The organism is Lentzea sp. NPDC051838 (assembly GCF_040681245.1).
Classification (GTDB): Bacteria; Actinomycetota; Actinomycetes; order Mycobacteriales; family Pseudonocardiaceae; genus Lentzea.
On the sequence record NZ_JBFAYI010000018.1, the window covers coordinates 97,111 to 118,231 of the forward strand.

General features: G+C 69.1%; 19 protein-coding genes. 7 read left to right on the forward strand and 12 right to left on the reverse strand.

All coding sequences use genetic code 11. From position 1 onward, the window contains the following. Positions 1-153: 153 nt before the first annotated feature. Positions 154-711 carry a helix-turn-helix domain-containing protein gene (locus tag AB0M24_RS31230; protein ID WP_363775879.1) on the reverse strand — a complete coding sequence of 186 codons (558 nt, stop codon included), beginning with the start codon at positions 709-711 and terminating at the stop codon, positions 154-156. Between the two features lie 110 nt (positions 712-821). Between AB0M24_RS31230 and AB0M24_RS31235 the strand changes: the two genes are divergently transcribed. Next, entirely contained in the window at positions 822-1,523 is a 702-nt protein-coding gene (locus AB0M24_RS31235) for an SDR family NAD(P)-dependent oxidoreductase (RefSeq protein ID WP_363775882.1), read from the forward strand. On the opposite strand, the gene AB0M24_RS31240 is transcribed toward AB0M24_RS31235, so the two are convergent. Then, entirely contained in the window at positions 1,520-2,251 is a 732-nt protein-coding gene (locus AB0M24_RS31240) for a helix-turn-helix transcriptional regulator (protein ID WP_363775885.1), read from the reverse strand. The two genes, AB0M24_RS31235 and AB0M24_RS31240, sit on opposite strands and share 4 nt — an antisense overlap. 54 nt (positions 2,252-2,305) lie before the next feature. On the opposite strand from AB0M24_RS31240, the gene AB0M24_RS31245 reads away from it, so the two are divergent. After that, entirely contained in the window at positions 2,306-3,442 is a 1,137-nt protein-coding gene (locus AB0M24_RS31245; RefSeq protein ID WP_363775888.1) for an MFS transporter, read from the forward strand. A gap of 40 nt (positions 3,443-3,482) precedes the next feature. Here the strand turns inward: AB0M24_RS31245 and AB0M24_RS31250 are convergent, their stop codons facing one another. Genes AB0M24_RS31250 through AB0M24_RS31260 form a run of 3 tightly spaced genes read right to left on the reverse strand, consistent with a single transcriptional unit; the run spans position 3,483 to position 9,088 of the window. Beyond that, positions 3,483-3,767: a hypothetical protein gene (locus AB0M24_RS31250; RefSeq protein WP_363775891.1), complete on the reverse strand. Its 285-nt coding sequence runs from the start codon at positions 3,765-3,767 to the stop codon at positions 3,483-3,485. A gap of 8 nt (positions 3,768-3,775) precedes the next feature. Continuing rightward, positions 3,776-8,020 carry a hypothetical protein gene (locus tag AB0M24_RS31255; protein WP_363775894.1) on the reverse strand — a complete coding sequence of 1,415 codons (4,245 nt, stop codon included), beginning with the start codon at positions 8,018-8,020 and terminating at the stop codon, positions 3,776-3,778. 3 nt (positions 8,021-8,023) lie between these two features. Then, complete coding sequence (locus AB0M24_RS31260; protein WP_363775897.1) at positions 8,024-9,088, reverse strand: hypothetical protein; 1,065 nt, start codon at positions 9,086-9,088, stop codon at positions 8,024-8,026. Positions 9,089-9,281: 193 nt separating this feature from the next. Between AB0M24_RS31260 and AB0M24_RS31265 the strand changes: the two genes are divergently transcribed. From AB0M24_RS31265 to AB0M24_RS31275, 3 genes are all read left to right on the forward strand, one after another. Then, positions 9,282-11,303 carry an RICIN domain-containing protein gene (locus tag AB0M24_RS31265; protein ID WP_363775900.1) on the forward strand — a complete coding sequence of 674 codons (2,022 nt, stop codon included), beginning with the start codon at positions 9,282-9,284 and terminating at the stop codon, positions 11,301-11,303. A 90-nt stretch (positions 11,304-11,393) separates the two neighbouring features. Then, on the forward strand, positions 11,394-12,254 hold the full coding sequence (locus tag AB0M24_RS31270) for an exodeoxyribonuclease III (protein ID WP_363775903.1): 861 nt from the start codon (positions 11,394-11,396) through the stop codon (positions 12,252-12,254). Between the two features lie 20 nt (positions 12,255-12,274). Next, positions 12,275-12,898: a hypothetical protein gene (locus AB0M24_RS31275; RefSeq protein ID WP_363775906.1), complete on the forward strand. Its 624-nt coding sequence runs from the start codon at positions 12,275-12,277 to the stop codon at positions 12,896-12,898. Here AB0M24_RS31275 and AB0M24_RS31280 read toward each other — a convergent pair. The 5 genes from AB0M24_RS31280 to AB0M24_RS31300 all read right to left on the reverse strand — a co-directional run bounded on the left by AB0M24_RS31280 (position 12,851) and on the right by AB0M24_RS31300 (position 16,304). Next, positions 12,851-14,191 (reverse strand): HAMP domain-containing sensor histidine kinase, encoded by a 1,341-nt coding sequence (locus AB0M24_RS31280; protein WP_363775908.1) that lies wholly within the window; start codon positions 14,189-14,191, stop codon positions 12,851-12,853. The genes AB0M24_RS31275 and AB0M24_RS31280 overlap by 48 nt on opposite strands. Next, positions 14,188-14,859 (reverse strand): response regulator transcription factor, encoded by a 672-nt coding sequence (locus AB0M24_RS31285; protein WP_363775911.1) that lies wholly within the window; start codon positions 14,857-14,859, stop codon positions 14,188-14,190. The genes AB0M24_RS31280 and AB0M24_RS31285 overlap by 4 nt, the downstream gene beginning before the upstream one ends. A gap of 4 nt (positions 14,860-14,863) precedes the next feature. Next, positions 14,864-14,995: a hypothetical protein gene (locus AB0M24_RS31290; RefSeq protein WP_363775914.1), complete on the reverse strand. Its 132-nt coding sequence runs from the start codon at positions 14,993-14,995 to the stop codon at positions 14,864-14,866. Further along, positions 14,992-15,354 (reverse strand): hypothetical protein, encoded by a 363-nt coding sequence (locus AB0M24_RS31295; RefSeq protein ID WP_363775917.1) that lies wholly within the window; start codon positions 15,352-15,354, stop codon positions 14,992-14,994. The genes AB0M24_RS31290 and AB0M24_RS31295 overlap by 4 nt, the downstream gene beginning before the upstream one ends. Positions 15,355-15,431: 77 nt before the next feature. Next, on the reverse strand, positions 15,432-16,304 hold the full coding sequence (locus AB0M24_RS31300; RefSeq protein ID WP_363775920.1) for a hypothetical protein: 873 nt from the start codon (positions 16,302-16,304) through the stop codon (positions 15,432-15,434). Positions 16,305-16,463: 159 nt separating this feature from the next. On the opposite strand from AB0M24_RS31300, the gene AB0M24_RS31305 reads away from it, so the two are divergent. Beyond that, positions 16,464-16,823 carry a hypothetical protein gene (locus AB0M24_RS31305; protein ID WP_363775923.1) on the forward strand — a complete coding sequence of 120 codons (360 nt, stop codon included), beginning with the start codon at positions 16,464-16,466 and terminating at the stop codon, positions 16,821-16,823. A 15-nt stretch (positions 16,824-16,838) separates the two neighbouring features. On the opposite strand, the gene AB0M24_RS31310 is transcribed toward AB0M24_RS31305, so the two are convergent. Beyond that, entirely contained in the window at positions 16,839-17,618 is a 780-nt protein-coding gene (locus tag AB0M24_RS31310) for a hypothetical protein (RefSeq protein ID WP_363775926.1), read from the reverse strand. A gap of 235 nt (positions 17,619-17,853) precedes the next feature. Between AB0M24_RS31310 and AB0M24_RS31315 the strand changes: the two genes are divergently transcribed. Next, positions 17,854-20,031, forward strand: coding sequence for a LuxR C-terminal-related transcriptional regulator (locus tag AB0M24_RS31315; RefSeq protein WP_363775930.1), 2,178 nt, complete (start codon positions 17,854-17,856; stop codon positions 20,029-20,031). Here AB0M24_RS31315 and AB0M24_RS31320 read toward each other — a convergent pair. Then, positions 20,028-21,095 carry an LCP family protein gene (locus AB0M24_RS31320; protein WP_363775933.1) on the reverse strand — a complete coding sequence of 356 codons (1,068 nt, stop codon included), beginning with the start codon at positions 21,093-21,095 and terminating at the stop codon, positions 20,028-20,030. The two genes, AB0M24_RS31315 and AB0M24_RS31320, sit on opposite strands and share 4 nt — an antisense overlap. Positions 21,096-21,121 lie beyond the last annotated feature (26 nt).

Below are 21,121 nucleotides of genomic sequence, written 5' to 3' on the forward strand. Positions count from 1 at the left end.
CGGCCAGAGGGCTGCGTTCGGCGGTGGCGGCCGGTGTCGACTGTGCCGTCGTCCACAACGAATTCACCCAAGGCCAGGATTTCTCCGGAGCCCGCTATCGGATTCAGACCCTGGCGGAACTGAAGGACATCGTTCTGAGCTCGGAATGACGGTTCAGGGTGCGCGCAGTCCTTCGACGTAGATCGCCAGGAAGCGCCGCCACTCTGCGGGCGAGTCGCGGATGACCTGGGCCATCGCCCTGGTCAGCGTGGCCATGTCCGTGATCGAGTAGTCGCCGCGCAGCACGCCGGCGTCGATGGCGCGCGTGATCAGGATTTCCGCGTGGCCCACGCCTCGGTGGCAGGCCGACACCACTTCCGGGGCGTCCGGCAGGTCGCGGGCCAGGATGTCGTTCAGGCCCAGGTCCTCGGCTTGCAGGGCGTAGAGGTCGTCCAGGTAGACGGTGAACGCGTGCCACGGGTCCGGGTCGGCCAGGGCCTTCTCGCCGATGACGTCCAGGGCGGCCAGGCGTTCGGGGAAGATCGCCGCCATCAGGTTCTCGCGGGTCGGGAAGTGCTTGTAGAGCGTGCCGATGCTGACCTCGGCCCGGCGGGCGATGTGTTCCATCGGTACGTCGACGCCGCGTTCCGCGAAGAGTGCCGCGGCCGCTGCCAGCAGTTTCGACCGGTTGCGTGCCGCGTCCGCACGCAGGGGCCTCGACGCGGTGACCATCCCCGGATCCTACTCGGCGGTTAAGTCGAGGGTGCCCTCGAATTCTGTGGTAGCGTCGGCGACGGCAAGTCGAGGCGACCCTCGAATTAGGCGAAGGAAGGGTGAAACCCATGTCTCCCAACGCTGTTGTGCTCGGAGTCGGGCCAGGGCTGGGCATGTCGATCGCGCACCGGTTCGGGCGCGAGGGGTACGACGTGACCCTCGTGTCGCGGAGCAGCAAGAGACACGAGGGCTATCTGGCCGAGCTCGCGGAAGCCGGGGTGAAGGCCAGGGCGTTCGCGGTCGACGTGCGGGACAAGCGGAAGCTGCTGTCCACATTGGACGAGATCGGGCCGGTCGACGTCGTGTACTACGGGCCCGGCGCGAGCGACTTCGACCAGATGCCGGGTGAGATCACGTCGACGACGTCGGACGAGGCCGCGGAAGCCATGGCTTGGCTCTACCCGGCTATCGACGTCGTCCAGCACGTGCTGCCGAGCGTCGTCGAGCGTGGTGGCGGCCTGTTGTTCGCGGGCGGGTTGAGCTCGGTGGTGCCGCTGCCGGTGCTCGGGGCGATCGCGCTGTCGTCGGCCGCGATCAGGAACTACGCCGTGACGCTCAACGCGGCGTTGGCGGACAAGGGTGTGTACGCGGGCACGCTCACGATCGGTGGTGTCATCGAGAGGGGCGACATCCACACGATGGTGGAGAGGAAGCCCGAGCAGTTCGGGAACCTCGCCGGGCACACGTTGAACCCCGACGAGATCGCCGAGACCGCGTGGCAGATGTTCGTCAAGCGCGACCGGGCCGAGGAGGTGTTCAACGTCCTCTAGAGGTACGAGCCGGGGGTGTGGCCGAGCGAGCGGCGGAACACGTCAATGAACGCGCTCGCGGTGGCGAACCCGCAGCGGTGGGCCACCGAGGTGACCGGGACGCCCTCGGCCAGCAGGCGAAGTGCCTGGTAGAGGCGCAGTTGCGTGCGCCACTGGGGGAACGTCATGCCCAGGTCGTCGCGGAACAGGCGGGTCAGCGTCCGGCCACTCGCGCCGACTGCTCGTCCGAGGGCTGCGAGGCTGCGGGAGTCCGAGGGGTCGGCTTCGAGGAGTGCGCAGACCGCCGCGAGCCTGGGGTCACGGGCAGCGGGGACGCGCACCGGTTGTTCGGACGCGGTGGCGAGCTGGTCGAGCAGAACCAGACGCATTCGTTTGGCGGCAGGGGTTTCTCGGTCGGTGAGCGACGTGTAGGCGATCAGCAGTTCGCGCAGCAGAGGGGACACCGCAAGTGCGGAAGGCGACTGCAGCCTCAACGGGTTCTGTGCGAGGCCTAGGAAGTGCAGCCGTGTGACGCCGTACGCGCGGTGGGAATGCACTGTGCCGGAAGGGATCCACAGCGCGCGGTGGGCGGGCGCGATCCAGCGCGACGTCTCGGTGTGCACGGCCACGACACCGCGGCTGGCGTAGACGATCTGGTTCTCGTCGTGCCAGTGCGGCGTGACCGTGGCGGCGGCGGCCAGGTCGCGGCTCGTGGTCGGGGCCGCCGGCTCGTGGCGTGAATTCGACATACACAGGCAGAATATCGGAATCGCGAACGCCTTCCGGGCAGCACGATCGGACGGGTGAACCACTCGAAATGGCGAATGTCGGTCCTGGTCGCCGGGCACGCGGTCGACGATCTCTACCAGGGCGCCGTCCCCGCCATCGTTCCGTTCCTCGTCGCCGAACGGTCCTACGGCTACGTCGCGGCGGCCGGCATCACGGTCGCCGCGACGCTGCTGTCGTCGGTCGTGCAACCGTTGTTCGGTGTCCTGACTGACAGGCGTGCCATGCCGTGGTTGGTGCCCGTGGGCATGACGGTCGCGGGTGTGGGCATCGGACTGTGTGGGCTCGGCGACTCGTACCTGTTCACGTGGCTCGCGATTGCGTTGTCAGGCCTCGGAGTCGCCGCGTACCACCCCGAAGCGGCCCGGCTCGCCCGCCGCGTGTCGAGCGACGGCCACCTCGGCATGAGCTGGTTCGCGCTCGGCGGCAACGCGGGTTTCGCGCTCGGGCCGGTGCTCGTGACGCCGGTGCTGGTGTTCGGCGGCCTGCAAGCGAGCCCGTTGCTGATGATCCCCGCGCTGGTCGGCGGTGTGTTGACGGCCATGGCGCTGAAGGGAGTCCACGGCGCCACCACACACCACACCGCTCACGCCGGACGCGACGACTGGGGTCAGTTCGGCCGGCTGACCGTCGTGGTCATCGCACGCTCGATGGTGACGTTCGGGCTCAGCACGTTCCTGGCGATCTGGGTGGCGCAACGGGTCGGCGGCCTCGTCGCGGGGTCGGTCGCGCTGGTGCTGCTGTTCGGGGTCGGGGCGCTGGGCACGTTGCTGGGCGGCGTGCTGGCCGGACGGTGGGGCCGCATCAGGACCGTGCGCGTGTCCTATGCCGTTGCGGTGCCTGCGGTCGCGGGCGTCGCACTCGTACCGGGACCCGCCGTCTACCTGATGATCGCGCTCGCCGCCGTGGCGCTCTACGTGCCGTTCTCGTTGCACACCACGCTCGGCCAGGACTACCTGCCGAACCGGCTCGGCACCGCGAGCGGCGTCACGCTCGGCCTCGCGGTGAGCGTCGGGGGAGTGGCCGCGCCGGCGATCGGGGCGATCGCGAGCGCGACGACGCTCCAGTGGGCGCTGCTGTCGCTCACCGTGCTGCCGGTGATCGCCTGGATCGCGGCACGGGGCCTGAAGCAGCCGAGTCCTGTGTGGACATGAAGAAGGGCCTCCCGTCAGTGAACGGGAGGCCCTTCTTTCACTACTCGCCTTGCTCTTTCAGCTCAACGCTGCGTTTCATGCGAGCGATGAACCGCTCGACGACGTCCTCGGCGATGGGCTCGGCGTCGTCGTCGCTGCGGCCCGCGCGGATGGCGGTCAGCACCGACGTCGCCTCCCAGCGGAGGTCGCGGGTGTACGTCTCGGCCCAGGGCAACCCGTCCGAGTGCCACTCGCGTGCCACCGCGAACGGGCGATCTGCCGTCCACCCGCTGCGGATGATCGCGTAGTACGTGTACTCCGTGCTCAACGGCACCTCCTTCACCACGGCCGAACCTACCTGAACATGTCGATCGTGATCTGCGTGGCGTTCTTCGGGAACGCCACCTGAGCGAAGATCAACGCGGACTTGGCTTCGAGTTGGTCGTACTCCGCCTTGCGCTGCGCCTTCTGCTCCGGGTGGGCGTCGAGCACGCGCTTCTGGTCGTAGACCTTGTGCTCCCACTCCTTCGCCATGAGGCTGTGCGGCGTGTGGAACTGGACCTCGAACAGCTGTCCGGTCGCCGGGTCCTCCCACGTCGTGTTGATGCCGCGGTACTTGTCCTTGGTCTCCCAGTCCGCCCACCGGTTCTTGAAGTTCTTCGGATCCGGGTGGAGCTTCAGGCCACTCGCCTGCAGCGTCTTGATACCCGCCGTGACGCCGTTGTAGTACGAGAGACCGTTCTCCGGCAGGACCATCGTGTAGCGGACCACGTCGTTGAGCGAGTTCAGGACGGGGTCGACCGGGCCGTCGTGGTTCTTCAGCGCACCAGCGGCCTTGCGCCGCAACGAGTCGATCCCCTTCAGACGCTGGGGCAGACCCGCGTGCGTGGCGTCCGGGATGAGCTGGATCATGTCCTTGAACTTGCCGGTGATCGCCGGCTCGTTCCTCGTCGCCCGCTGGTGGAGCGCGCCGACCTTCTCCCACGCCTCCTTGGCGAGGTACATGGCGACGCCTTCCTCGACCGCCTTGTACTTGTCGGTCTTGGAGTCGAAGTGCCAGTCCTCGTCCGGGTCGAGGCCGTCGAGCGGCTTGCCCTCGCCCCACTTGAACTCGAGCTGGTCGATCTTGGCAACGCCGTTGTCGAGCCGGAGCACGCCGCCCTTGAGCTCGGCGGTGGCCCCTTCGAGCTTGGACACGTCACCCTTGACGTCCAGCTCCAGGTCGGCGACGTGGTGCACCGAGCCGTTGATGTCGGTGTAGCCGCCTTCGAGCTTCGCGACGAGCTTTTCCTTGCCGTCGACGACGCGCTTCTCGACCTTGAGCAGCAGACCGGACACGTCCGCGAGGCCGTTCGGGACCTTCTCCACGAGCTCGCCGACGACCTTGATCAGGACCTTGTCGAACTTGCCCGCGCCCTTGGTGATCTTGGTCGTGGCCTTCAGCAGTGCCGCGCTGACGCCGCTGAGCATCTTCGACAGACCGCCGCCCGCGCCGCCGAGCGGGGCGGTGGCCGCGGCCGCCGTCACGTCGAACAGCGTCATGCCGAGCGCCTTGGCCGGGTCCTCGTGCCAGGTGTCGAGGTGGATCAGCTTGTACGGGTTGTTCCAGGTGTCCTTGATGCCCGCCCAGATGTCCTGGCAGTAGGAGTAACCGGGGTGCGCGCCCACGACCTGGAACCCGCAGCCGTAGAGGCCCTTGACGCCCTCGAGGAAGCCCTTCAGACCCTCCTTGTAGCCCGCGATGATGCCGTCACGGGCCTTCGCGAGGGCGCGCTGGGAGGCTTCCTGGCGCTTGCAGGCCTCCTGGTCGCCGCCGGAGCACTCGTAGGAGTCCTTGGCGAAGCTCGCCCAGAACTCCGCGCTCTTGCCCATGTTGTCGAGGACCCGGCCGGCGAAGTTGCGGCAGGTCTCGCCGGGGTACCAGAGGGCGCAGTTGAGGACGTCGTTGGCGTAGCCCCAGAACTCCTTGTTCAGCGCGTCCTGCTTGCGCTGTGCCTCTTCCTTGGCGAGGCGCTGCGCCTCGGCCCAGCGCGCCTTGGCGTCCGGGATCGAGTCGAGCACGTTGTTGATGCCCGTGATCATGTCCTTGATCGCGTTGCTGGCGTTGACCGCCCACGCCTGGATGCGTTCGGCCGACGCCGCCGCCTGGCCCGCGGTCGCCGCCGAGCTCGCGGCCCACGACGCGGCTTCACTGGCTGTCGCGGCCTCGCTGCTCGCGACCGCCGCGGAACGGGCGGTCTGGTTCGCCGCCGCGTGCGCACCGGCCGCGTGCTCGGCTGCCGCGTTCGCCGCGTCGTTGGCTGAGACGACGTACTTCGCCGCCTGCTCCGCCGACTGCGCTGCGCGCTGGGCCGCCTCGAAGGCGATCTTCGCGTCACCGATGGCGCGTTCGGCCGCCTCGCGGGCGCGGTTGGCCGCCTGCTCCGCTTCCGTTGCCTTCTCCCTGGCGGAACGGGCCTGTTCCTCACCGACGATCGTCGCCTTGGCCGCCGCTTCCAGAGCACGGCGCGCGTCGGCGTTGATGCCGGCGAACGCGCGGGCGATGTCCTCGACCCGTGCCGCCGGTTCGATGATCATCGTCGCGGACGCGGCCGCCGCGGAGGCCGCCCGGTCCGTGATGACCGCCTGGAACTGGGCCTGGTTGCTCTCCAGCACCGACGCCTCGGCCTCGGTGCGGGTCTCGTCGGCAGCGGCCTTCGAGGCAGCCGCCGCGGACGACGCCTCGATCGCGAGCTTGCGGGCCTCGTCGACGGCCCGGCGTGCGGTGACCGCCTCCTTGTCCGCGTTGAGTGCCGCGGAGCGAGCGCGCTGAGCCTCGGCCGCCGCGAGACGTGCCTCGTTGGCCGCCGCGGCGGCTGCCCTGCCCGCCTCGTCCGCGTAACCCTGCGACGCGTTGGCCTCGTTGCGGGCCGCGGTGGCCTGCGCCGAGATCTCCCTGGTCGCCTCGTCGACGTTGCGGCCTTCCGCGATCGCCTTGTCGCGGACCTCCTTCAGGTGCTTCTCCAGCTGGTTCGCGTACCGGACGTGCATCGAGGTGAGCTTGATCGCCGCGCGGTGCCGTTCCTCCGTGCGGGTCACGGCGTCCACCGCCGCCTGCGCCTTGCCCGCCGCCTCCACGGCGTTGCCCTGCGCCTCGACCGCCGCCTGGCTGCGGGCGAAGGCGTTGGCGGCCGCGTTCTGGGCGTTCACCCGGTACGAACGGGCGTTCGCCGCGTGCGACGCAGCCTTGCGGGCCGCGTCCTCGGCGACGGCCTTCTGCGCGGCCGCGCGGTCGCGGGCCGCGACCGCGATGTCGAGCTGGTGCTTCGCTGCCTCGGCGAGCTCCTTCGCCTTCTGCTCCTGGCGTTGCGCCTCCTCGCGCCACTTGCGCGCGTTGTCGGCGTGCTCCTGGGCGTTCGCGTCGGCGTCGAGCGCGCGGCTGTCGGCCAGTGTCGCGGTAACGGCGTGACCCGCGGTCTCGGTGGCCAGTGCGACCGCCTCGGTGGCGTGGCCGACCGCGATGGTGACCTTGGCCCAGTCGAGGCCGTGCGCCATGCCGGAGTTGATCAGCTCGACCGCGGCGTTCGTCGCGGAGGCCACGGTGCCGCGGGCGTCCTCGGCCGCACGCGCTGCACGTTCCGCGTGGCGGCCTGCTTCTGCTTGCAGCGCAACGAGATCCGCGTCGCGACCGCGCTGGCCGTTCTTGCGGCCCGGCTTGTCCTCCTGCAGGATCTGGTCCGCCCGGCGGGCTGCCTTGGCGGCGAGCTGCATGGCCGTGACGGCGTCGTCGAGCGCCTGGACCGCACGGATGTTGGCGCGCATGATGCTCGCCCGAGCGGTCGCCGCCTTCTCGGCGCGGCGGGCCGTCTCGGTGAGGTCGGTGATGGCCTTGTTGCGTTCCGCCAACGCCTTCTCGATCGCGGCCTGCAGCTCGTGGTCGCGACGGTTCGCCTCGGCGTACCCGGTGAGGTAGAACTCCTCGATCCGCGCGAAGTCACCGCCGGCGAGGATCGGCTCACCCTCGAGCTTCACCTGGGGGCCGCCCGCCGCGATCATGTCGCGCACGCGGTCGGTGATCCGCTTCCGCTTGGCGGCCTCGTCCTCGGCGTCCTTGCGGTCCTGCTGCTCGGCGATTTCCTTGCCGTAGGCCACGAAGTCCGCGATGCGCCGGTCGTCGTTCGAGTCGAGCGCGGCCTGCGCACCCGCCTTCACGTGCGGCGTGCCGGAGCGGGCCCACTCGGTGACGAGCTCGCGGTTGCGGGCGGCCTCGGCGCGCTTGCGTTCCGCCGCCTTGGCCTTCGCCTCTGTGTAGCCGTGGTCGAGGAACCACAGGACGCGTGCCGGGTCGTTGGTGTCCAGCGCGGCCTGGGCGGCTTCGCGAACCTCGGGATCCGGGTCGGTGCGTGCGATCTCCTGGACGAGCTCGCGGTTGAACGCGTCCTCCTCAGGATCGGACGCGGTCGCGGTGACCGGCTGTTGTGCTTGCTGTGCAACGGGTTGTGGTGGCGCGGCGAAGGCGGTGTTGATGTTGCCGCCCAGCAACGTCAGCACGACCGCGAAGATCACGGTCAGGACGGAACGGCGCCGCAGTGCCGCGGCGCTCGATGGTGCGATTCTCATGTGTTACCGATCCCCCAGGTCTCGGTTCTCCGCCGCCTCGGCGCTTTCCCGTGCTCGTTCGGCGATGCTCTTCCAGGCACTGGCCTGCGCAACGGCCCAGTCGGCGTGGTCGGACCACGCCTTGCCCGCGTCGGTGCCCCGCGTGATGACGCTCGCCCAGTCCTGGCCGGTCGCCGCCGCACGGGCGTGCGCGACGATCGCGGCCCACGACGTGGCCTGGGCGTCCGCGTTGTCGCGTTCGCCCTCCCAGTTGACCGAGGAACCGTTCGACTCGGTCTGGATGGTGCGCCAGTGGCCGATCGCCTCCAGCCGCGCCTTGCGGGCGAACTCTCCGCTGGACTCGCGCTCGGCCTTCTCCGCCGCCTGCGCCGCCTCGATCAGGACGTTGATCCGGACCAGCCAGATCGCGTCCTGGTCCGCGACGAACCGGCGGAACGCCTCCTGGTCGAGCGCGGCCGCACTTGCCCAGTGGTACTTGAAGAAGAGGCCGATGTCGTAGTCGGTGCCCGCGGCCACCGCGCGGGACGCCGCGTCACGCACCTGCGGGCCGGGGTCGTGCGCTGCGAGCTGCGTCACGTAGTCGCGGTCGGCCTGTGCCTGCTCGGCGAACTTCTCCTGGTCGCGGTTGTTGTTGACGCGGTCGAGCTCCTGCGCCTCCGCGAGTCCTGTTTGGACGTACTTCACGCGCTGCTCGTCCGTGGTGGACGCGTCGAGCATGCGGGACGAGGAGTTGGCGACCGCGCTGTTCGGCACCGCACTGCGGTTCACGCGGATGATGTAGTCCTTGTTGCGCCTGGCGTTGTCGACGGCCTTCTGTCTGGCCGCGTAGACGCCGGTCGTCAGGAACTCTTTGACCGCAACGGTTCCGCGGCTGCTCGTGAGCGCGGCCCACGCGGCGCTGCGCACCTCGGGCCGGGAGTCGATGGTGCCGATCCGCAGCACCCTGTCTCTGTATACTTTGGACTGTTCGTCGGAGTCCGTTGCTGCACTGGCAGTACCGGCGAGCGCGAACGCCGCGGCCGCTGCGACCGTTGTGACGAAGGCGCGCATGAGCGCGTTGCGCCCCATGTATCCCCCCAGAATGATGTGGCAGGGCACGTTTGCCCGGCAGCTTCTTAGCACGACGCGGCGCGCGACGGCGGCCAACTGCGGCTTGCGCACTTGGCCGTCCTCATGCGATGGTCCCGCCCGGCACGCGACTGCCTGGGGGCGTTCGCATTTCGATCCGTGCCGCACAACTGTCCTGGGGGTAAGCAAAACCGTGTCCAGATCCAGTCTGGTCAGCCGCTGCGTGCGCGGAATCGCCGCGCTCGGTGTGGTGACCGTGTTCGCCGGAGTGGTCAACTCCGGCCCCGCCCTCGCCGCCCCGGAACCGGCGCCGCCCACCGGAACGTCCGCTCAGGCACCGGCCGCCGCGCCGCCGCAGACGAGCGAAGAGGCGAAGATCAACGCCGCCCGCGTGATCGGCATCGTCGCGACCCCCGAGATGCTGGAGATGACCGACAAGGTCTTCGTCCAGATGCTGTGGAGTCGCTCGCCGGAGGGTGAGATCAAGGACGCGGCGCTCACGGCGTACTTCGCGCCGGAAGAGCTGGCGTGCAAGCAGTTCATCGAGACCGGCATCTTCGAGGCGCGCGACCGCCAGATGCTGGAGGAGATGAAGAAGGCGCAGCGGATCAAGGAGCGCAAGCGCGCCGCCGCCGAGATCAACTGGATCGACGTGCCGCAGGCCCTGCTCGAGGGTTCGGTGCAGAACTTCGTGATCGGCATCTGGGAGCGCGCCAAGGAAGGCAGCGACGTCAAGAAGGCCGCCGCCGCGGTGATCAAGACAACGGCCACCGACGAGCAGCGCCAGACGTTCGTGATCAGCGGCATCTTCACCGCCTCCGCCGCGGACAAGCAGCGTGAGCTCGAGGAGAAGGAACGCGAGGAGCGCGAGCGCATCGAGCGCGAGCAGAACAAGCTGGCGCGCGAGAAGGCCTGGGAGGCCGTCGCGAACGCGGTCGCCACGCCGGACCTGATCGTCATGAACGACCGCGACTTCATCTACGAGATCATCAAGCGCGCGACGGCCCTGCCGAAGACGAAGGCCGCCGCGCAGGCCGCGTTCGACTCGCGGGACGCCGCGACGTACAAGACGTTCATCTTCACCGGCGTCCACACCGCGCGTCAGGCCGACCGCGACGAGCAGGACCGCCTCGACGCGATCGAGACCAAGCGCCAGGTCAAGGAGATCCTCGACCGGGCCCTGCGCGACGGCTACCTGCCGAACCTCGCCGCCGCCGCGCAGAGGGCGTACGACGGCACCACCGCGCAGCAGAACGCGTTCCTGCTCACCGGCCAGCACGAGGCCGCGAAGCTCGACCTGATCAAGCCCGCCGACAAGCGCGTGATCGAGCTCCAGGGCAGCGCGTCCGGCCGGTGCCTGCAGGTCGCGGGCCTGTGGGACACCCCCAACCAGGGCGCGAACGCCGACGGCGCCGCCACCGAGCTGTGGGACTGCCTGCGCGGCCCGAAGCAGGTGTGGGAGCTCGTCAAGCGCGGCGACAAGTACATGATGTTCAACCTGGGCTCCAAGAAGTGCATGGACGTGAGCGGCAACCTGGTCGTGCAGAACTCCTGCAACGAGGGTTCGCCCACGCAGTACTGGGAGTTCCTGGAGAACGCCAACGGCACGTTCCAGCTGCGCAACGTGCACACCGGCATGTTCGCCTCCGCCGCGGACAACGGCCGTGCGAACGCGACGCTCGTCGTGCAGTACACCAACACGAACTCGATCGACCAGCAGTGGCGCATCATCGACCCGAGCCACGTCTCGTGGACCGTGGAGATGACGCCGGGCATCGTCGAGATCAAGGGCGTGCAGTCGCAGCGCTGCCTGCAGGTCGCGGGCCTGTGGGACGTTCCCGGCCAGGGTGCTCTCGCGGACGGGGCCGGCACTGAGATCTGGGACTGCGTGCGAGGGCCGAAGCTGTTGTGGGAGCTGATCCCGTTGGGTGACAAGAAGTACGCCCTGAAGAACCGGATGTCCGGCAAGTGCCTCGACCTCCAGGGCGGCTCGGTCGAGCAGGTCGCCTCGCTGATCCAGTACACGTGTCACCTCAGCGGCAACCAGCAGTTCGCGTTCTCGCTCGGCGACAACGGCACGGTCGGGATGTTCAGCGTGCTGACGCAGAACTTCGTCGACGTCTACCTCGGAAGGACCGAGAACGGCTCGGTCACCGTGGTGCACCCCGGCAACGGTGGCTCCAACCAGCGCTGGACCGTCAACCTGGTCGGCTGAGTTCTCTCTGGTGACGCCTCCCGCCCTCTGCGGCGGGAGGCGTTTCTCTGTTCGATGCGCGCTTGAGCGTCGTTGACTACGGTTGACGGCGTGCGAGTGGCGACGTGGAACGTGAATTCGGTCAAGCAGCGCGTGCCCCGGCTCCTGCCCTGGCTGGACCAGCGGCTGCCGGACGTGGTGTGCCTGCAGGAGACCAAGCTGGCCGACGACGCCTTCACCGCGCTGCTCGGCTCCGAACTGTCTTCCCGCGGCTACGAGGTCGCCCTGTTCGGCGAGCCGCAGTGGAACGGCGTGGCGCTGCTGTCCCGCGTGGGCTTGGTGGACGTCGAGGTCGGAGTGGCCGGCGCCCCTGGCTTCCCGCACATCGAGGCACGCGCCGTCGCTGCCACGTGTGGTGGTGTGCGCGTGCACTCGCTGTACGTCCCCAACGGCCGTGAACCCGAGTCGGACCACTACAAGTACAAGCTGGAATGGCTCGCGGCCCTGCGCGACGTCCTGGCGGCCGGGCCCGAGGACGCCCTGGTGTGCGGCGACATCAACATCGCACCCACCGACGCCGACGTCTTCGATCCCGAGGCCTACATCGGGCAGACGCACGTGACCGAGCCGGAACGCGCCGCTCTCCAAGCGATCCAGGCGCTCGGGTTCCACGACGTGGTGCGGGACCGGTGGCCCACCGAGCGCGTCTTCAGCTACTGGGACTACCGGGCCGGCATGTTCCACCGCGATCTGGGCATGCGCATCGACCTCGTCCTGGCCTCGTCGTCCGTCGCGCCTCGGGTTGCCGCGGCTTGGGTGGACCGGCACGCGCGCAAGGGGACCGGGCCGAGCGACCACGCGCCGGTGATCGTGGACCTGGACGTGGCGCCGGACGGGGACATCGGGCCCGTGGTGCCGCCGCCGTCGTCGCCCGGCGCGAAGAAGAAGGTCAAGCTGCCTCAGTCCAAGTGAGTGATCGCTAGATTGGCCGGATGGACCCCGGAGTACCCGACGTCGCCTTCGACCGCTGGTGGCACGCGATGCGCGACGTCGCGGCGACCAAGGCGACGTCGCTCGCGTGGCGGGAGCACCGGTACAAGTTCGCGCATCTGCTCGCGGGCAAGCTCGTCGAGGGCCTGAGAGGTCCTGCGGTCTACGGGGTTTGGCTGCAGTGGGGACTGCTGTACGTCGGCCAGACGCTGGAGGCCGAGCGCAGGCTCAAGGACCTGGTGATCGGCGAGAGCCACCACCTCGCGAACACCTATCCGCCCGAGATCTGGCACCACGTCGTCGTGGTGTCGTGGTCGGAGCTTCCCGAAGCTGCCGATGTCGTCGATGCCTTCGGCCACAAGGCGGTCGGGGAAGGGCTCGAGCACCGGCTGCAGGAAGCGCTGGAGCCGTTGGCCAATGCCTCGCGCCGGACGTCGTACGGCACGTGGCGGGACGTCAACTGGAGGACGAGCCGCTCGCTGGGTGCACGAACGGGTGTGCACCTCGACGACCTCTACGGAGCGGTCCTGGACGTCTGGAACAGAGCCGCGGCTGCGCAGGACGGTGAGAAGGTGCCGTCATCCAGCCGGATTGTCCATCCGTCGAAGTTGCTGGGTGGCGTCTGACGCCTGCGGGAACGTGACGGTGAAAGCCGCCCCACCCTCAGGCGCCGGACCAGCCGTGATCGTGCCGCCCATCCGCGTCACCAGCCCGTGCACCAGCGCGAGCCCCACACCAGTGCCGACCGGCCGCGACTCCTGATACCGCGCGTGCAGCACACCGCGGTCGAACGCCACGGCGTAGTCCTCGGGTGCCAGCCCAGGCCCACCGTCGCGCACCTCCAGCACGGAGGACAGGGCGAGCACCACGGGGCGGCCGGCCGGGGTGACGCGCAGGGCGTTCTCCAGCAGGCCGTCGATGACCTGGCGCAGGCGGCGGGCGTCCGACCAGACCACCGGGGACTCGGTGACGGACAACGAGAAAGTCACCCCGCGGGCGTTGCAGCGCGCGTGCCAAACCTCGGCGGCCGAGCGGACCACCGGTTCCAGGGCCACGGAGGCCAGGTCCAGGCGGAAGTCGTCGGCGCCCAGGCGGGCCAGGTCCAGCAGGTCGGTGACGAGGCGGTCCAGCCTTCGTGCCTCGTCGAGGATCACCGTGCCCACCGGCGCCACCTGCGAGCCCGTCACCACGCCGTCTGCCAGGGATTCCGCGAAACCCGTCACGGCGGTCAACGGCGTGCGGAGCTCGTGCGAGACGGAGAGCAGGAAGTCGCGTTGCCGGGATTCGCTGTGCTGCAAGGCATCCGCCAACGCATTCACCGACGTGGCCACCTCGGCCAGCTCCACGGTGCCGACGACCGGGACGCGGAGATCACGACGGCCCGTGCTCATCGAGTGGGCCACGGAGGCGACGCGTTTCAGCGGGCGGGCCAGGAACGAGCCGACGGCCAGGCCCGCCAGGCAGGCCACGGCCAGGCCGATGCCCAGGGCGAACAGGATGTTGCGGACCAGTTTGCGGTACGTACCGGTGGCGGAGGTCTCCTGCACGAGCGCGAAGCCGCCGGCGCCGGACGCGCGCGCCTCCACGTTCAGACGGCCGCTCACGCCCGACACCGATGGGCCGCTCAGCACGTTCTCGACGTGCACCTCGCGGGCCGCGCGGACGGCTGCCTTGTCGGAGCCGTTCACCTCGCCGGCGGGAGTGATGCGGACGATCGCGATGCCCTGGCCCTCCAGCAGTTGCTCGATGCGGTTGTTCGAGACCTGGCCGGACACCACGTCGGCCTGGGACCGCAGGAAGTCCCGGCTCACCTGCTGCGAGGTCGACAGCACGAGCCGGATCGACACGATGCCCGCGATCAGCACCGCGACGAACGCGACTCCCAGACACACCAACGCGATGCGGGCACCGAGGTTCATGACGCGTCCGCCGAGTAGCCGACGCCGCGTACTGTCCTAATAGGACTCGACGAACCGAACTTCGCGCGCAGCTGGGCGATGTGGACGTCGACCGTGCGAGTGCCGGCGACGGACGCGTACCCCCACACCGCGCTCAGCAGCTGCTCGCGCGAGAACACCTGACGCGGGTTCTTCATCAGGTACGCGAGCAACCCGAACTCCGTCGAAGTCAAGGAGACCTCGTCGGAACCCGCGAACGCACGCCGTTCGCCGATGTCCAGACGCACTGACCCCACCTGCAGAACGTCGGACACGCCACCGGAAGTGCGCCGCAGCACCGTGCGCACCCGTAGTGCCAGCTCGCGCGGACTGAACGGCTTGGTGATGTAGTCGTCGGCGCCGAGCTCCAGGCCCAGCAACCGGTCCACCTCGTCGTCGCGCGCGGTCACGAACAGCACAGGGGTCCAGTCGCCCGCGGCACGCATCTCGCGGCAGACCTCGATGCCGTTCTTGCCCGGCAGCCCGACGTCCAGCACGACGGCGACGGGCGACAACGAACGGACCGCGGCCAGTGCCGCGTCCCCCGAGGACTCGACCCGCACGCCGAACCCGTCGCGCCTCAGGTAGAGCGCGACTAGCTCGGCGATCGCCGGTTCGTCCTCCACGACGAGCACCAGGCCACGTTCCACGCGTTCACCCCGGCTGGTTGATGTCCGACTCGATGCTGTTCAGCGTTGATTCCACATCATCGAGGTCCGACACCGGCGCCTCACCCCGGCACGCCGTCAGCGAGAGCAGCAAAGCCAGGACCGCTACCCACCTCACTTGGACCCGCAATGCTCGGACTTGAACTTGGCGATGCGCTCGCCCGCCTTCGACAACTTCACCAACTGCGCGTCCCGCAGCTTCAGACGAGCGTCGAGGACGTCCGCGCGGGCCGTGTTGCCGGCCTTGCGCGCGTCCGCGGCCTTCTGCTCGATCCACTTCTTCGAGCCCAGTGTTTCCGGCGTGCCGTTGATGCGGTCGGTCAGCGCCTTCACCCGGGACTCGACCCGCGGGACCCGGTTCGAGCAGATCTGCTGCACCTTCTCGGGGCTGATCGTGATCGGTTCCTGCGCGGACGCGGTCCCAGCGCCCAACAGCAGCATCCCCGCCACGAGCCCACCGATTCGCGAAATGTTCATGGCACAGAACGATGACCGAGCACCATCAGAAGACAGTCCGCCGAATGTTCGGGTTGTGCAAAGACTCCCCGGGATCGCTACCGCAGCGAGACCCCGCGTGACGCCGCGGCCTGCACCATCGGCCGCATCCGGTCCCACACCCGCTCGGACCGCAACCCCTCCGCCGCGCTCACGGCCTGCATCCCGATGGTCTGCCCCTGGTCGTCGTCCCCGTCGAGGAAGTGGCACGACGCCAGCGCGATCAGGCAGAACGTCCAGCTGCGCGCCATCGCCGGCCCGAACCGCTCGATCGCCTCCGACAACGCCGGAATCGCGTGCCGGGTGTCCCCGAGCTCGGCGTAGATGGTGCCGATCATCGCCGTCAGGTCGGTCTCGTCGTGGAACCGGGCCCAGTCCGGCACGTGGGCGTGGTCCGCGCGCGCGAACGCGTCCTTCGCCTTGCCCAGTGCACGCAACGCTTCCGCCGAACGGGCCTGACGCGCGTATGCCCACGCCTCGTTCGAGTGCATGATGCTCGCCGCCAACGGCGCGAACGCACCCCTCTGGAAGTAAGCGAGCGCATCGCCCGGTGCGCCGTGATGCAGATGCACGCGCCCACGCCGGTACACGATGTTGGTGGTCAGCTCTTCGTCGTGACGCGCGAAGTCCAGCGCACGATCGAAGTGGTGGTACGCGGCTCCGACCTGCCCGCTGTCGAACGACGTCCACCCGGCGAGGTTGTGCAGATCGGCGACTGCAGACAGTAGACGATTGCGCACGACCTCCGACGCGGAAGCCGCGAGCAGCTGCTGTGCCCAGTAGATCCGCACGACGACGGCGTCGCGGCACGATCCACCGCCGTACTGGTAGTCGACCGAACGAAGCGAATGCGTCTGCGACTCCAGCTGTTCCACATCGCTCATGCTGATGCGGGCGGAGTGCGGGGGAGGGAAGTACGCAGGATCTGCCATGTGGAATACCTCTGCGCCGCGCGGTCCGAACCTGAGCGTAGGGCGCTCACGGACGGGTGAGAAGAGGGTTCTACGCCGTATGGAATTCGGCGCAAGCGGCGATTAAACAGGTATTAATGCGGGTATACCTGATTCCGCCGACAGAGCAAGGTTGTCCCCATGAGGCGACGCGCCCACCTGCGGCTGGTGACCTCCTTCGAAGCCGAGGACTCGACTCTCAGCGCGGTCCTCAGCGCGGAGGACCTGGCCGAGGAGCTCGGTCTCGATCCCCACGCCCGAGTGACGTGCGGCCTGCATCGTTGCTGGTTGCACCAGTGCGTCGCATCGCCGGACCACGTCATCCCCGTCACCGGCCATCGCTGGTGCCGCCCGTGCGGCAGACCTCTCGACGTCGTCGTCGACGAGACGACCGCACGCCTTTTCTGTCCGACGTGCGGAACGGGCACCCCGGACACCGCAGCGAACCGTCAGGTCGTGAGGGCTTGCCGCACGAGCATTGCGGCGGCACACGCCCTGTAGGACGACCCGGAAGCGTTAAGCCTGGTGGGTGAAGACGGCGGCCTCCGGGAGGTAGCTCGGGGGCCGTTGGCTGTCCTCCGGCACGTCGAGCAACGCCCAGATGACGTGCCGCCCACCACCGGCCGGCGTCTCGCCCATGCTGAAGTTGCAGACGGCGATGGACGCGACGTTGCGCCGCATGATGTTCCACTGCCTGAGGTCCAGCCGTGAGGTCGTGCGCACGGCAACGGACATCTTGTCGCCACGCATCCGCAGCAGCAGCGCCAACGGGCTGTCGTCGTCCTCGATGTGCGAGACGAGCTCCACGGCCACCTGCGGCGCGACGTCGAGCAACGACTGCACACCCCACCGTTCGCAGGCGCGCTCGGTGATCCGCTCCGCCACGTGCGGCAGGCATCGGCACGTGGGCAGCGCCGCGTCCACCCGGTCCTCGTGCCGTTGCCGCACCACCGCGGCGAGTGCGGCCTGAGTCGTCGAGTGCAGGGGGATGTGCCGGGGCAGACCGCGCGCGCCCAGCGTGGCCAGCAGCTGGTGATCACTGACGACGAGGCTCAGCGAGATGCCCGGCCAGCGCGCCGCGGACAGCCACACCACGTCGAACACCACGAGCAGCGCGGGCGACTCGGCGACCAGGCCGTCGAGCTCCACCACCACGCCGACGAGCTCCTTCGTGGCGCAGTCGAGCAGCACGTCCTGCACCCGCATGTACGTGGACCAGTCGAGGCGGCCGCTGAACCGGACGACGAGCACGCCGTTCTGCTCGCGGATGTCCACCTCGAGGTTGTCACCGGCCATGATCCGTCCCCTCCCGCAGGCGTCACCCAGCTTCCAACCCTGGCCGCGTCACAACAGGAGCCCTAGGGGGTAACTACCCGTGTTTCGGCGTTGGTGCCTACGGGGGACCGCGTTGCAGCAGGAGATCGCACCGACCTAGGGTGCCGCTGTGGGCGGTTCGCTTTCCCCAGGTCGCAAAGGCAATTTGCCTGCTGACACAACTAGTTTCGTCGGCCGCAGGACCGACGTGACCGAGGTGAGAAGACTTCTGGCCGAGTCCCGGCTCGTCACCCTTACGGGTGTCGGTGGTGTCGGCAAGACCCGGCTGGCGCTGCGGGCCGCCACCGAGACGTCCAGGGCCTTCCGCGATGGTGTGTGGTTCGTCGAACTGGGTGGGGTCACCGACCCGGAACTGGTCGTGCACACGGTCCTGGAGCAGCTGGGCATCCACGACGACACGGTCCGCCAGCACCGCACGGTTCTGGTGGAGCACCTGCGCGACCGGCAGGTGCTCATGGTGCTGGACAACTGCGAGCACGTCGTCGAGGCCACCGCCGCTCTCGTGGACGCGTTGCTGCGCGGCGTGCCCGGCCTGCGCGTGCTGATCACCAGCCGCGAACGGCTCGGCGTCGACGGCGAACACCTCTGGCAGGTCGCACCGCTGCCGCAGGATCCCGCGCTGGCGTTGTTCGCGGAACGGGCTGCCGCCGTCGAGCCGGGGTTCGTGATCGGATCGCACAACCACGACAAGGTCACCCAGATCTGCACGCTGCTGGGCGGCATCCCGCTGGCGATCGAGCTGGCCGCGGTGCGCCTGCGGGTGCTCTCGCTCGACCACCTGCTGTCCAGATTGGACGACACGTTCCGGGTGCTCGCGGACGGCAAGCGCGGCGGCGACCCGCGCCACCAGACGTTGCTCGCCGCGGTGGACTGGAGCTTCCACCTGTGCACGCGCTCCGAGCAGATCCTGTGGGCACGCGCGTCGGTCTTCTCCGGCACGTTCGACCTGGACGCCGCCGAACGGGTCTGCTCCGGCGACAGCGTGGCGGTGGAAGACGTCATGCACTCGCTCACCGGCTTGGTGGACAAGTCGGTCGTGATCGCCGAGCAGCACCCGGCCGGCCTGCGCTTCCGGTTGCTGGAACCGTTGCGCCAGTACGGCCTGGAGAAACTGCGCGGCGCGGGCAGGGAACAGGTGCTGCGGGAACGGCACCGCGACCACTTCATCGAGTGGGCGGAGCGCCGGGAGAAGGAGTGGTTCGGCCCTGCCCAGCCGCAGATCTTCTCGCGCACCCGCCTGGAACACGCGAATCTCCGGTCAGCGCTGGACTTCTCGTTCGACGAGGAGGGCGACCACTGCGTGCACCTCGCGAGCACGTTGTGGTTCTACTGGGCCTGCTGCGGCATGCTCGGCGAGGGCCGCCACTGGCTCGACCGCGCCCTCGCCCGCCCGATAGAGGGTGCATTGCGTGCGAAAGCACTGTGGGTCAACGGCTACGTGGCGACCCTGCAGGGGGACATCCCGGCCTCCACCCGGATGCTCGAGGAGTGCCGCAAGTACGCGGTCGAGTCGGGCGACGGGCCCGCGCTCGCGTACTCGACGCACCGCCTCGCCTGCACGCACCTGATCGGCGACGACCTCGACCTCGCCGACGCGCTGTTCGAGGAGGCCATGAACCTCTACCGCGACCAGGGCACGGTCAACAGCCACACCATGCTCGCCGGCATCGAGCTCGCGATCTCCGCGACGTTCCGGCACGACTTCGCCGCCGCCGAACGGCTCTGCGTCGAGGCGAAGACCGTCGGCGAGAAGCACGGCGAGCTGTGGGCGCAGGCGTACGCGATCTACGTGCTGGCGTTGTGCGCGTGGGTCAGCGGCGACTACGCGCGGGCGGACCAGCTCGGGCGCGAGTGCCTGCGGATCAAGCGCACGTTCCACGACCTGCTCGGCATCGTGCTCGCGATCGAGGTGCTCGCGTGGATCGCGGCCTCGCAGGGCAACGCGGCGCGCGCGGCGACGTTGCTGGGCGCCACCAACGAGATCTGGCAGTCGGTCGGCTACCCCATGTTCGGGTCTCGCTACTTCGGCGCCCCGCACGGCGAATGCGAGTCCGCGACCATCGCCGCGCTGGGTGAGCAGGAGTTCCGCGCGATGTTCCGCAAGGGCCTCGACCTCGAGCTCGACGACGCCATCTCGTTCGCGATCGGAGAAGAGCAGCAGCCGGAGCCGGTGACCGTCACGGCCACGCCGCTGACCAAGCGCGAGGCGCAGGTGGCAGACCTGATCGCCGGGGGCATGACGAACAAGGAGATCGCCGCGCGGCTGGTGATCGCGCGGCGCACCGCCGAGGGACACGTGGAGCGGATCCTGCAGAAGCTCGGCTTCACCTCACGCGCGCAGATCGCCACCTGGGTCACCGAGCGCCGCAACTAGTCGATGCACGGGATGCCGTCGTTGGATGGAGGAGGCGGCGGCTCCTTCGCCAGCTCGGTGACCTTCTTGCGCACCTTCTCCGGGTCGACCTTGTTCACGTCGAGGCCGTCGACCCTCGCGCCACCTTCGACCGGCAGCGTCTCGAACCGCACCTCGGTCGGCACGTTGCGGGCGAAGTCGGCGAGGTCGAACCGGGAGTCCAGCACGACGTCCTGCTTCGCCATGTCGATCATCGCCTGCATCGCCGAGACGTCCGCGCCCTTCAACCGGCGCGCGACGGCGCTCAGGAACGCCTGTTGCCGCTTCGTGCGGTCGAGGTCGCCGTTGGGCAGGCCGTGCCGCTGCCGCACGAACGAGAGCGACTGACCGGCGTCGAGGTGCTGCCTGCCGGCCGGGAAGTCCGCGCCGGACAACGGATCCTTCGTCGCGTTCTTCAGGCACACGTCCACGCCGCCGAGGCCCTCGGCGATGTGGAAGAAGCCGATCAACGAGATCTCGACGAGGTGGTCGATCGGCTGGTTCAGGAACGTCGCCACCGTCTGCACCTGCGCGCGGCGGCCCGCTTCCCGCCCGGCGCGTTCGAGCGTCCGCTTGTCGTGCTGCCCGGCCGCCTGCAGCCGTTCCTCCTCGGCGACCTTGGCCCGGCCGTAGGCTTCTTTGATCTTGCCCTCGCCGCCGGACGACAGCGGCACGAGGTTGTCGCGCGGCACGGACATCGCGATCGCCGGCCCGGAAGCCGGGATGTGCAACAGGATCAGCGTGTTCGCGTTGTAGCCGCCGCGGTCGCTCTCGCCCGCCTGCATGCGCCGCAGCACGTCGTCCGGCAGCGGTTCGCCGTGCAGGTCGAGCCTCGTGGTGAGGCCCATGATCAGGATGTTGCGGCCGGACGACGAGCGCGGCGCGTCCTCCGGGATCGCGAACGAGCGCTCGACGCCGTTGGAGATCGTGGACACCGTGGACCACGCGATGCCGGACACGACGAGAACGGCGGCGCACACGGCGATCCACACCGTGCGCACGAGTACGAGCAGGACCGTGCGGTGATAGCGGCCACGTGATTGCATGAAAAAGACACCCCCGCCGCTATTCT